This window comes from Bacteriovorax sp. Seq25_V, assembly GCF_000447795.1.
GTDB lineage: Bacteria > Bdellovibrionota > Bacteriovoracia > Bacteriovoracales > Bacteriovoracaceae > Halobacteriovorax_A.
In genome coordinates this window covers 57,063-69,789 of record NZ_AUNI01000008.1, presented here as the reverse complement: position 1 = coordinate 69,789, position 12,727 = coordinate 57,063, and the positions used below count along the sequence as shown (strand labels likewise).

12 protein-coding genes are annotated in these 12,727 nt (G+C 36.1%); 7 read left to right on the top strand and 5 right to left on the bottom strand.

Going from position 1 to position 12,727, the window contains the following annotated elements:
- The first annotated feature begins 53 nt into the window (after nt 1-53).
- On the top strand, nt 54-629 hold the full coding sequence (locus M900_RS01140) for a nucleoside triphosphate pyrophosphatase (RefSeq protein WP_021272956.1): 576 nt from the start codon (nt 54-56) through the stop codon (nt 627-629).
- Here M900_RS01140 and M900_RS01135 read toward each other — a convergent pair.
- Complete coding sequence (locus M900_RS01135; RefSeq protein WP_021272963.1) at nt 626-1,120, bottom strand: dihydrofolate reductase; 495 nt, start codon at nt 1,118-1,120, stop codon at nt 626-628. The two genes, M900_RS01140 and M900_RS01135, sit on opposite strands and share 4 nt — an antisense overlap.
- Nucleotides 1,120-1,917, bottom strand: coding sequence for a thymidylate synthase (locus tag M900_RS01130; protein ID WP_021273000.1), 798 nt, complete (start codon nt 1,915-1,917; stop codon nt 1,120-1,122). Before M900_RS01130 ends, M900_RS01135 begins: the two co-directional genes overlap by 1 nt.
- A gap of 131 nt (nt 1,918-2,048) precedes the next feature.
- Between M900_RS01130 and M900_RS01125 the strand changes: the two genes are divergently transcribed.
- Nucleotides 2,049-3,230: an exo-beta-N-acetylmuramidase NamZ domain-containing protein gene (locus M900_RS01125; RefSeq protein ID WP_021273005.1), complete on the top strand. Its 1,182-nt coding sequence runs from the start codon at nt 2,049-2,051 to the stop codon at nt 3,228-3,230.
- Between the two features lie 2 nt (nt 3,231-3,232).
- Here the strand turns inward: M900_RS01125 and M900_RS01120 are convergent, their stop codons facing one another.
- Nucleotides 3,233-3,541 carry a hypothetical protein gene (locus M900_RS01120; RefSeq protein ID WP_021272966.1) on the bottom strand — a complete coding sequence of 103 codons (309 nt, stop codon included), beginning with the start codon at nt 3,539-3,541 and terminating at the stop codon, nt 3,233-3,235.
- Between the two features lie 287 nt (nt 3,542-3,828).
- Here M900_RS01120 and M900_RS01115 point away from each other — a divergent pair, with 287 nt between their 5' ends.
- Both M900_RS01115 and M900_RS01110 read left to right on the top strand, forming a co-directional pair.
- Nucleotides 3,829-4,980, top strand: coding sequence for a phosphatase PAP2 family protein (locus M900_RS01115; protein ID WP_021273016.1), 1,152 nt, complete (start codon nt 3,829-3,831; stop codon nt 4,978-4,980).
- Complete coding sequence (locus M900_RS01110) at nt 4,977-6,491, top strand: GH3 auxin-responsive promoter family protein (protein WP_021273029.1); 1,515 nt, start codon at nt 4,977-4,979, stop codon at nt 6,489-6,491. Before M900_RS01115 ends, M900_RS01110 begins: the two co-directional genes overlap by 4 nt.
- On the opposite strand, the gene M900_RS01105 is transcribed toward M900_RS01110, so the two are convergent.
- Together M900_RS01105 and M900_RS01100 are read right to left on the bottom strand one after the other, a co-directional pair.
- Complete coding sequence (locus M900_RS01105; RefSeq protein WP_034730697.1) at nt 6,460-7,071, bottom strand: TIGR01621 family pseudouridine synthase; 612 nt, start codon at nt 7,069-7,071, stop codon at nt 6,460-6,462. The two genes, M900_RS01110 and M900_RS01105, sit on opposite strands and share 32 nt — an antisense overlap.
- Before the next feature lie 33 nt (nt 7,072-7,104).
- On the bottom strand, nt 7,105-8,592 hold the full coding sequence (locus M900_RS01100) for a sodium:alanine symporter family protein (RefSeq protein WP_021272971.1): 1,488 nt from the start codon (nt 8,590-8,592) through the stop codon (nt 7,105-7,107).
- Nucleotides 8,593-8,792: 200 nt separating this feature from the next.
- Here M900_RS01100 and M900_RS01095 point away from each other — a divergent pair, with 200 nt between their 5' ends.
- The 3 genes from M900_RS01095 to M900_RS01085 all read left to right on the top strand — a co-directional run bounded on the left by M900_RS01095 (nt 8,793) and on the right by M900_RS01085 (nt 12,609).
- Entirely contained in the window at nt 8,793-9,005 is a 213-nt protein-coding gene (locus M900_RS01095) for a hypothetical protein (RefSeq protein ID WP_021272994.1), read from the top strand.
- Between the two features lie 132 nt (nt 9,006-9,137).
- Complete coding sequence (locus M900_RS01090; protein WP_021272967.1) at nt 9,138-10,340, top strand: MFS transporter; 1,203 nt, start codon at nt 9,138-9,140, stop codon at nt 10,338-10,340.
- Nucleotides 10,333-12,609, top strand: a complete 2,277-nt coding sequence (locus tag M900_RS01085; RefSeq protein WP_021273019.1) for an RND family transporter — start codon at nt 10,333-10,335, stop codon at nt 12,607-12,609. The genes M900_RS01090 and M900_RS01085 overlap by 8 nt, the downstream gene beginning before the upstream one ends.
- Nucleotides 12,610-12,727 lie beyond the last annotated feature (118 nt).

The following is a 12,727-nucleotide window of genomic DNA, read 5'->3' as shown; positions in this document are numbered from 1 at the left end:
TTTCTTTATTTATCGCCAAAAATCAGGTAATAATTAAGATTCAAGGAGAAATTATGAAACTAATATTAGGAAGTTCATCAATATTTAGACAAAACCAACTAAAACAATTTGGTATTACCTTTGATTCTGTATCACCTGAGCTTGATGAAGATAAAATTAAAAACTCTGATCACTCACCGTATGAAATCTCAAGAGAGCTCAGTCTTGCTAAAGCTCAGGTCATTCTTCAACAATATCCAGATGCCATTATCATTGGCGCAGATCAAGTTCTAGACTTCGAAGGTCAAATATTTTCTAAGCCAAAAACTGAAGAGAAGGCCATCGAACAACTTTCTAAACTACAAGGAAAAACCCATAAGCTAATCACCAGCTATGCACTTGTATCCAAGGACAAGCAGATCGTAGAGAGCGTTGTAAGTTCCATGACAATGAAAGCTCTTACCCAGAAACAAATAACAAATTATGTAAAACGCGATCAACCCCTTCATAGTTGTGGCTCTTATAAATTAGAAACACTTGGGATTGCACTCTTTGATAAGATTGATTGCCCTGATCACTCAGCAATCATTGGCCTTCCACTCATTAGTCTATCAAAGGCCCTGACTGAGTTTGGAATTGAACTTCTCTAAACTTTTTCAAGATCAAGAAACCTCCATGCGAGGTTTTCTTCATCTTTTGCATGATTCACTTCTTCAAGAATTTTAAAGTCACTCATATCAAACTCAGGAAAGAAAGTATCGGCCTTGCCTTCCCAATCTACAATCGAAAGGTAAAAACGTTTAATTAGTGGTAAGAAGATCTTATAAATCTCTGCTCCGCCACAAATTACAGTCTCCTCAAGCTTGAGTTCTTCAATTAGTTTTAAACATTCTTCAACAGAGTGAACGATACGAACATTCTCATGCTCATAATGGTAAGACTTATTTGTTGTTAAAATAATATTAATGCGTTTTGGAAGAGGTCCTTTGAATGATTCAAATGTTTTTCTTCCTACAACAATGGCCTTACCCTTTGTTAGTCGAACAAAGTTCTTCATATCAGCAGGCAGGTGCCAAAGAAGCTTATTATCGAGTCCAAGCTCACGGTTTTTGCCGTAAGCTGCAATCATTGAAAGAAGCATTAAACTGCAACCTCGGCCTTGATATGTGGATGGGCCTCATAACCAACAAGTTCAAAATCTTCAAATTTAAAATCAAAGATTGATTTAACTTCCGGGTTAATCTTCATCTGTGGCAGAGGAAATGGTTTACGAGATAATTGAAGTTTCGCTTGATCAATGTGATTTGAGTAAAGATGTGCGTCTCCCATAGTGTGAACAAAGTCACCAAGACCAAGATCACAGACTTGGGCCAACATCATTGTAAATAAAGCATAAGAAGCAATATTAAATGGAACCCCCAAGAAAATATCAGCACTTCTTTGATAAAGTTGACAAGAAAGTTTCTTATCTCCACTAACATAGAATTGAACGAAAGCATGACATGGAGGAAGTGCCATATCATCGACATCAGCAGGGTTCCATGCTGTTAAAATGTGACGACGAGAATCCGGATTATTTTTTAATCCTTCCACGAGTTTTGCGACTTGATCAACCTCAGAACCATCTGGGCGTTTCCAATGTCTCCACTGGTAACCATACACAGGACCAAGATCACCATTTTCATCGGCCCACTCATCCCAGATACTAACTTTATTATCTTTAAGGTATTTAATATTTGTATCGCCATTAATAAACCACAGAAGTTCATGAATGATTGAACGAAGATGACACTTCTTAGTTGTCACAAGAGGAAATCCTTCTTCAAGGTTATATCTTGCTTGATACCCAAAAACTGAATAAGTTCCAGTCCCTGTACGATCTTCTTTTGTTTGACCGTTTTCTAAAACATGTTTCATTAAATCGTGGTATTGCTTCATGTAAATTCTCCGTGTGTGATAACTTAATTATAGCGAAATTGATTAAGAAATGGCCACCATCAAATCCCGTTGACGCAGATCAAACTTTGAATAATCTTTACTTCTAAAATTAAATACTTCAAAATATTTTAATGACAAAAATAGCTATAGAAAAACTAAAATCAGACAAGAATATACAATCATTATTTAAGGGCAATATTGCTCTCTTATGCCACTCTGCAAGCGTTGACCAAGAGCTTAATTCTTCTGTTCAAATTTTTAAAGAAATCTTTGGGAACAGATTTGTAAAACTCTTCGGCCCACAACATGGCTTTGTGAGTGATGTTCAAGATAATATGATTGAAACTGATCACTACACACATCCCTACTTCAAACTCCCGGTGTACTCACTTTATAGTGAGACGCGTGAACCAACAGATAAAATGCTTGAAGGTGTTGATACATTTGTTATTGATCTACAAGATGTAGGAACACGCGTTTATACCTATATTACAACCATGACATACATCCTCAAAAAATGTGGACCCAAAGGAATTAGAGTTATCATCCTTGATCGCCCAAACCCAGTGGGTGGAGAATTGATTGAAGGTAATGTTCTTGATAAGAACTACGAATCATTTGTGGGCTGCATGGAGATTCCTCAACGTCACGGTATGACAATGGGAGAAGTAGCAAACTTCGCTAAAAATAAGTTCCAGCTCGACATTGATCTTCACGTTGTCACAATGGATAACTGGAAGCGATCAATGTTTTGGAAAGACACTGGACTTCACTGGTTAAACCCATCTCCAAACCTTCCAACAGCGGATGGAGCAATCACATTTTGTGGGACTGTTCTTTATGAAGGAACGAATATTTCAGAAGGACGAGGAACAACGAGAAGTTTAGAAGTGATCGGACATCCAGCAATTGAACCTTATAGCTTCTACGAAGAGATTGCTCCTAAACTCGAAGAAATGGATTTTGAAGGGTTCAAGTTAAGACCTACTGTGTTTATGCCAACATTCCAAAAACACGCAGGAACGGCCTGTGGAGGAATTCATATCCACGTCACAAATCCATTGGAGTTTCGCTCTTGGCAACTAGGACAATTTCTTTGTCGTGAATTATATCACCACCTAAAAGATAAGTTCGAATGGTCTAAGAAGGCCTATGAATATGAATATGAAAAACTTCCAATTGACTTAATCAACGGAAGTGACTCCATTCGCCTTTGGGTTGAAAATAATCAAACGATGGATAAATTAAGAAACATAGAAATAAATGGAAGTGCTGACTTTTTAAAAATTAGAAAAGATAGTCTTCTTTATTAAATCTATGAATCAAGTCTCGCAAAGTTTGGTGAGATCATAACTGGCAGCAGTGAAATCTGCTGCCCTTCTTCACTTTGGTGATAAACCAATTGATAGTCTCCAATACTTTCAAATTCGACACCAACATGTAATTCAAACTCTGCTGCGTTTTCAAAAAGCATTAACTCACTACCATCTGTACTATAAATTGAAATTTTATTATCAAGCCCTTTATTTACGTAAAGAGACTCCCCATCGAAAAGACTTTCAGTATCAATGAGTGATCGATATTTTGTTAATTGTTCTAAACTTACTTGTAATTCTTTTTTCATGCTAATCTCCTTGAGCATTTTCTTAAATATATGATCGCTTATTTTTTCTTATTCTCAACAAAACAATGGTTAATATATATTTAAGCTTTTATCTGAGAATTATTGATCATTCGCTATATTAACTAGTTACAAAATCTAACTAAGTTTAAAGAAAAGAAAAAAAATCGTAACCTTCTTAATTTATTGAGATCTGTTAAGAAAAATTATTTGTTATTTTTACATGATGCATTGCGACATGAACAAATTCACTATAAATTAAATCAAAATAATTTAACGAGGAGAGACGCATGAAGAAATCTATAGGCCTATCACTAATGCTATTTGCAAGTGTTCTTGGCCCATTAAATTCGAATGCAACAGACGATTTCTTTTTTTCGAGCTCATCTAGTAACTATCTCGAACAGAAGTGCGAATGGAGACTAGAAGGATGTGTAACTGTTGACGAAAATTCAATTGATTTTAGATCTAGCAGCAAACGAATGTTAGATGATCTCTTCGCGTGTAAAAATACAATTGAAGGCTGTACAGAAGAACAAGTAGAAGCACAAGATGTTGTAACCGGAAAAAAACAAGTTCTCTCACTAAGTGACATTCGAGGGAGATATATTGAATCTTCAACTCTTAGAGACATGGTCGATCAGTCAAATGATAAAACAGGAAAGAAATATTTCATTCCACTTGGTCTTTCAAACTCTGAACTGCTTATGCTAGCAGCAACTACAAGCTTAGGTTTAGTAGCTTTTCATAATGATCAAGAAATCATGGATTATATCCAAGATACTAAAACAGAAAAAACACAAGAAATTGCTGATGTAGCAAACTTGTTTGGTAAAGAATTAATTCCACCAATTGCACTTGGCTCTTACTTTCTAGGGGTTGTATTTAAAGATGGGAAAATGAAGGATGTTGGACTTATCACTGTTACAGCTGGACTTGCAACACAACTTGTTACAGAAGGTTTCAAGAAGAGTTTTGACAGAAAGAGACCAAACCAAGAAGCCGGTCCATATAAATTTGGATATGAGGGAAATAACTCATTTTTCTCAGGGCATACATCGGGAGCATTTTCTCTCGCAACTGTTATCTCTGAAGTCTATAAAGAAGATCATGCATGGGTTCCATATGTTGCCTACGGAGTTGCATCAATGACGGCTTATGCTAGAATGCATGATAAGAAACACTGGGCAACAGATGTTCTTGCTGGAGCAGTGGTTGGTCACCTTGTGACAAAAATCGTGTACCGTATGCATAAGAATGATGACAGCAATGGTGGATTTATCATTATACCATCATATGATTTTGAGACTGGTACTTATATGATAAATTTTGCTTACTCTCCAAAGAGACCATCTTCTCCCCTTAAATGTGCAAAAATGCCTGATGGGAAAGAGAAAATCGCGGCTTGCATACAAGAGGCATGGGAAAGATCGAATAAATGAGTATCAAATCTTGGTATTTAAAATACATAAACAAGAAAAAGAATAAAAGAATAGAGGCCTTCACACAAAGGCCTCTTCAAGTTCAAGAAAAACTTTGTAAAGATATTTTCTCCTACTTCAAAGGAACTCTTTTTGAAAAAGAGTTTAGGCTCGACAAAATCAAGAGTCTCGAAGATTTAAAAAGATTTCCGGTTACGGACGCCACGATTTTAAAACCATTTATTGATGAAATTAAAAAGAATAATCGGCCAGGAATTATAACCCGAGACAAAATTAAATATATCGCCCAAACAGGTGGTTCAACGGGTGCACACAAGTATATTCCCTACCCAAAAAAGTTAATTAAATCATTTCAAAATTTTCAGCTAAAAACAGCGGCCCATAGTTGTGAGTATATTAATGACTTCAACATTCTAGATAAAGGCCTACTCGTGAATCCAGCAACTCTTGTCACTGAAGAAAATGATGGTGTGACAATTGGCATGGCCACAGGAATCATGACAAAATTGGCACCAAGCTTTTCACGCAAGGGAGTTTATCCGTCAATTGATATATTAAAAATAAGTGACACAAATGAGAAGATAAGTAGAATTAAAGAAGAAGTTCTTCATAAAGACATACATGGTTTTAGTTCTCCGCCATCATTTGCAATTCCCATTCTTGAAGCAATGCTTGGAGATAAGGAAAGAATCACAGATATTTGGAAGAACTTCAAAATTTATATCTGGTCAGGTTCTCCTCTTAGAAATTACCGTCAACGTATTAAAGAAATTATCGGAGATATTCCAACTTTCGAAGTCTACTCTGCAACGGAGTCTGCAGTTGCATTTCAATATAAGGAAGAAGGAAAGCTTTTAGTCGATCTGGACATGTCTGTTTTTCTCTTTCAAGAAGTAGGGAGTTCTCTAGACTCTCCAAAGCTTACAATTACTGAATTAGAAAAAGGAAAGCGCTATCGCATTCTTTTCACTACTTATGCCGGTCTCATTAATTACAACGTTGGTGATGCGATTGAGCTTCTAGAGCATAATCCTCCAATCATAAGAATACTTGGAAGAGAAAAAGAGGATGTCACAATTGGTGGTGCGGAAAGAATTAAACTAGAAGATATTCACAAAATTATTGATCTGGTTGCCAAGGAAGAGTCCTTACAGGTCTCTAATTTCTTTTTAAGTGCATATGAAAACGAATCACAGAAAAAAGGTTATCGATGGTACTTTGAATTTTCCCATAACGAAGTTGATGCAAACAGATTTCTTGATAAACTTGAAGCAACATTAGCGTCAAAAGCACTAAATTATTCCTACATGAGAAAAGGAAGTGCAAGACTTCTTCCTCCTAAGATCGAAATAGGAAAGCAAGGTTCACTTGATCGCTTTCTTAGTGAAAGAAAGGTTTTTGCCCAAGGGAAAATCCTACAAATCTATAATGACATTGATGCTGCGGCACCAATCTGGGATTTCCTTGAAACAAATGATCTTATAAATCAGAAGGCCAGTGCTTCCCAGTAGGTAGTACTTTAAATGAGAACTCCTCTCCGTTTAGTTCAAATGAAAGTTCAAAAGCATGAAGATATGTTCGGTCACTATCACTACCTCCATAGCGTTTATCACCCAGAATTGGGCTACCTAAGGACTTCATCGCGACTCGAAGCTGATGAGTTCTTCCCGTTTGAGGGTAAAGAATGAACATTCTCAGCCCATCTTGCTGGGCCTGTCTAGTCTCAAACTTTGTGATCGCAGGATTATATAAGGTTCTAGTTAGTTTATAACTACCATCACGACTTTTTTCCATATCACCTCTGATTAGACCCTGTTTTTTTGAAGGTCTCTTATCTGACATTGCGATATAGATTTTTTTCATCTCCTTACTTTCAAATTTCTTTGAAAGAACTGCGGCCATCTCAGAGTTTTTTGCAAAAATCAAAATCCCAGAAGTAACCTTGTCGAGACGATGGACACCAAAAATATCACCATTCGTTTGCTTACGCAGAAACTCATGTAGCCCATCCCCATGATAGCTAAGTTCGGCTGGCTTAGAGATCACTAGAAAGTCATGATTTTCAAAAATTATTTTAATTTGTTCTAGCATATAAAAAAGGCCCAATTTCTTGGGCCCACCTTTTTATTTATAAATTTTCATTGAACCTGATTTATATCTCTTAAAGTAATCATCAGTCTTATCTTTAACTAACTTACTTAAATATATCATACCAAGAATATTCGGGAATGCCATTGAAAGAAGCATAAGGTCTGCAAAATCAACAACGTTACCAATACTTAATACCGGCCCAAGAATAATGATGAATACATAACATAATCTATAGATTCGAATAGCATTGTGTCCAAGAGTTTTCCCAAAAAGGTACTCTGTTGCTCTCTCTCCATAGTATGACCACGAAATAACTGTTGAATAAGCAAATACGCAAATTGCTACTAAAAGAAGTTTTGGCATAAAAGAACCAAGTGTTCCAAATGCGTATGAAGTAATCTCAACTCCCTTACCTACTAGCTCTGGTTGTAAGTGAGCACCAGTAATTAGAATTGTAAGAGCAGTCATTGTACAAACGATATGCGTGTCAATAACTGGACCAAGCATAGCAACAACACCTTCTCTTACTGGCTCATCTGTTTTTGCAGCTGCATGAGCAATCGCTGCCGATCCAAGCCCCGCTTCATTTGAAAATGAAGCACGCTTTACACCTTGAATAAGTACACCAAGAAAACCACCATAAATAGCATCTGGAGAAAAGGCTTCTCTAAAGATTGAAACAAACATTTCTGGAACCATAGAAATATTTGAAAAAATAATTGCTAGACAACTAATAACGAAGAAACCACACATAAGTGGAACAAGCTTAGAAGTTACTTCACCGATTCTTTTGATACCACCAATGAGAACGACTCCAGCAAGGAAGGCAAGAGTAACTCCAACAACCCATGGATTCGCTCCAGGATATTGAGACTTGATAATTTCAAAAGTTTGGTTTGCTTGAAAAAGGTTCCCTCCTCCAAATGATGCAAGAATTGTAGCGAAAGAAAAGAAGATACCAAAAACTTTAGCTAGTTTTGAGAAACCTCTCTCCTTTAAACCTTCTGTCAGGTAAACCATTGGTCCACCAAGAATATTTCCATTAGAGTCTTTAATTCTATAAAATTGTGCGAATGTACAAGAGCTGAACTTCATCGACATTCCAAAGAAAGCGACAACCCATAGCCAAAACACTGCACCTGGACCACCGGCACCAATTGCAACAGCAACACCGGCAATATTACCAAGACCAACAGTAGCAGAGAGCGCAGAAGTAAGGGCCTGGAAATGAGAAATATCTCCCTCATGTTCAGGATCGTCATATTTTCCACGAACAACATCTATTCCGTGTTTAAAGAGTCTAATGTTTACAAAGCCATATCTAAACGTGAAGAAGATACCACCTGAAACCATAATGAATAAAATAAGTGGAAGCTTAATAAAGGGAACTTCCCAAAATAGAAATGGTGCATATGCTCCATTGATTGCTCCGAAGATATCGTTAACGATAACTTGGAAATTCTCTTGGGCCATAACATTCCCTGAGAAAAGTGCTGAAATTAACAAAATCCATTTAACCATAATACCAATCCTTTAGTAGTAGTTTGTCTCTTATATGTGTATTAAAATACCAAACCAAAATAGTTTAACGTAAAAAAATATGTGTTGTCATGTATTTGGCCAATTTTTTTTTAGACATGCCGAGTTATTAATTTAAGAAATGATGGTCAAACTTTCTTTCCTCGTTTAAAATAGCTAAAAGAATTTGAAGGAGAACTACCATGTCTAATGTTAAATCATTTGATGAAGCGATTCAGTTACTAAGAAACGCAGTAAAATACTCAACAATTGAAAACCAAAAACATATCGATCTATCTCTTGTTAATGCAGGTGAAAGACTAGAATACCAAAAAGCGCTTATGGTTGTTCAGTCTGCAGTAAGCAGAGGGGAATTTTCGCAAGCTGAAGTTAATGAGAAGTTAGGTATTATCTAATTTATCATCCCACTCTGAAGGCCGGAGTCGCCGGCCACTACTGTCTTTAATTCATCTCAAATTCCATAAATAATTATAGCTGTAAAGTGTTGCCGCTTGGCCTAGAGAGCAAAGCTGGGTCATAATTTAGCTATGAAAAATTATCAAATGAATTTCACCTTTTTAATGGTGGCCACAGTCATTTCAGCACTTGGCTCCTATGCATTTAACTTTGCATTCATGGCCTATATTTATGACATCTCTGGGCATAATAAATCTTTTATGGGCCTCACACAGTTATTCTTTGTGACAGGAATGCTACTTGGAAATATTACAGCAGGACCTGTTGGAGAGAGAAGTAATCGCAGAAATCTTCTAACGCTTTGTGAGGTCATTAGAATTCCCCTCTCTATAGTTTTCTTACTCACAAATAATATTTGGGCACTTCTGCTGACTCATGGACTCAAAACAATCTTTGCTGGGATTTCAACACCATGTAAAAGAGCATTTATTAATGACATAATCCCTGTCGAGAATGTGGCAAAGGCCAATAATATATTTAGCGCAAGTTATGCTCTCGTTCATATTCTAGGTCCGCTAATCGGAACTTGGGGTTACAGTTATTTCAAATCAATTGATAATCTCGTCTACTTTGATATATCTACATTTATCATTGCTCCAGCTTTATTTATGCTAATAAAAATTGATCATTTTAAAAAATTCGAGCACCACTCTTTCATCAAAGACATTCAAGATGGAATTTCCTATGTAAGAAAAAGATTTGATCTTAGAGGTCTTTATGAGCGCCATGCACTAGTTGGTATCTTTTCCGGTATCGTCATTCCACTCATTCTTCCATTTATGCACGATGTACTTGGTAAAGGAGAAAAGGAATATGGTGTCGCCATGTTAATCTTTGGACTAGGTGGGCTAACTGGAGCACTCTTAAACAAGAAAGTAATTTCTAAATTTGGACTTGGAAAAGTTCTGTACTTTACAAGCTTCATTGAGCCGATCTTTCTTCTAGTCTGGGCCCTTGGAATCAGTTATCACGTCTCACAAACTGTTTTCTATTTTTGGGGAGTATTATTTTTTATACGAGTCCCTTCTCAATTCAGCTATCTTTCACACTACGTTGCTAAAGGATACATATCGCGAACAAATGCCCTGCTCGACTTTATCTTTACACTTACAAATATTTCAGCTTCTGCAATTATCTCAATCCTTGGAGACAAAGTTAATACAAAAGAGCTCCTAGTCTCTTGCGCACTAATTTACGCAGTAATAAATATTTTTAGAATTTTTGCTATAAGTTCAAAAGAACTTCTCTCACCAAAAGCGGTAATGAATGAATAAACTAATAAACTTTATCTGCCTTAAACCAAAACTAACAGTTCTCATCTCGTTATTCTGTGTTCTCTTATCAATTCCTGGATTAATGAGTGCGAAGACGAATTTCAGTTATCGAGTATGGTTTCAAGAGGATGACCCTTTACTCCATCAGATCGATTTATTTGAAAAAGAATTTGGAAGCAGTGAATCTACAGTAATAGTTGTTACTAATGAAGACGGTATTTTTAACAAAGAGACACTCGAATATATAAGAACACTCACACTAAAGGCGGGCCTACTTCCCCACAGTGCCAAGGCCGAGTCTCTCACCTCTCATAACTGGGTTGACTCAACTGATGATGAAATCAACATTAGCCCAATGCTGGATATTGACGTAGAAGTTAATGCTCAGACGATTGCTCAATTGAAAGAAAGAGCTAATGACCAAGATATTATGATGAGGTTTATTGGGCCAACTAAGAAAGTTGCACTTATCTATGTTAAAGTTCGAGCCCTCCCTGGTGAAGAGATACATTCAAAGCAGACAGTTGGAGAATTGAATGGGCTACTTGAAAGTAACCCTCCTCCAAAAGGTATAACGATAAAACTTACTGGAAACTCTGTTATTACATCTGTTTTTAAAGACTCAGCAGTTGATGACTTGAAAGTCCTTTTTCCATTACTGCTAGCGATCATGATTTGCTTTATCTTCTTTCAGTTTAGAAGTATCAAGATTGTCGCACTCTCAATGTTTACGATTATATTGACTATTATTACGATGATGTCATTTTGTGGGTACCTAGAAATTCCTATTCATAATCTCACTGCAATTGCACCTGAATTTATCATGGCCATAGGTCTAGCCGACGCTATTCACATTGTATCTACCTTCTACCTCTTTAATAAGGCAGGTATCAAAAGTGATGTAACGATGTCAAAGGCGCTTAAAAAGAATTTTCTTCCAACAATAATCACAACATTAACAACAATGTTTGGTTTTTTTAGCTTCATGAGTGCTGACATAAAAAATATTAATGATCTTGGAGCGATTGCAGGAATAGGTACCGTTGTAGCTTGGTTTTACACATACCTCTTTTTAGCACCGATGATTATTCTATTTTTCAAGAACCAGAAAAACAGTAAATTGAAAGAAGTAAGCTTTCCAATTGATTATAAGAAGTTCGTGAATCACTTGATCACATACAAGCATGTGGTCTACTTCTCATTTGCAGTTTTTTCTATTTTTTCAGTTTATATGGCAACTCAACTTGATGTAAATTCAGATCCATTAAAATACTTCAGTGAAAAATATCATGTGGCCTCAGATCTTGAATATGTCGAAAATAATGTTGGAGGAATCTTCTCTTTAGAGATGACCGTTGACACAGGGGTTGAAAATGGCGTTAAAAATCATGAATTTTTAAAAAGAATTGATGCATTCTCTGAGAAGTTAAGATCAGAATTTCCAGACATTACAAAAACAGTATCAGTTGTCGACATTGTAAAACGAATGAACCAAGTGCTTCATGCCAACAAATTGGAATATCGAAAATTACCGGACACAAATGAAGAAATATCTCAATATCTCTTTCTTTATAATCTAAGTATACCAGAGGGTGAATCTTTAAATGACAAGCTTAACATTGAAGGAAGTAAGCTGCGTTTAAGTGCTTTAATGAAGAATCAAGATTCAAAATCAACAATGAAAATGATCAGAGAAATTAATGTTCTTGCGAAGGATTTTGATTTAAATCTTGCAGTAACTGGAAAAAGATACTTGTGGCAGTCAATCAATGAGAAAGTCGTTCATTCATTTATTATCTCACTTTCCATGGCCCTCGTTATTATTTCAGTTATTCTAAGTATATTTTTAAAATCTATTACGATTGGCATCGTAGGACTTATTCCAAATCTAATTCCAGTTCTTGCAACAGGACTTATCTTAAAGTTGACTGGTCGCCCTCTTGATATTGGAAGTGCCGTTATCGCATCAATTGTTTTAGGAATTGCTGTCGATGACTCTATTCACATTGCAAGTAACTTCCTTAGAATTAGAGGTGAAGGCAAAAATGCCAAAGATTCTCTCATTGAACTTTTTGAAAAAACAGCTCCATCCTTAATTATTACAACGCTAATTTTATCAGTTAGTTTTAGCTCATTTATTCTGGCAGGTTTTGTACCAAACCAAAACCTAGGTCTTCTGATGAGTCTTGGTCTCATGGTGGCGCTTCTTACGGACTTATTTCTATTTCCAGTTATCCTCTATGACTTGACAAAAAACAAAGATAAGTAATTAATATTGCAGGAACCTCAAAGTGTCTAAAAAGTAGACACCTTGAGAATTATTTTCAATAAAGACCGAACTCCATAAAAAAATGACATATTAAGACAAAGTCATCATTTTTTGGAGC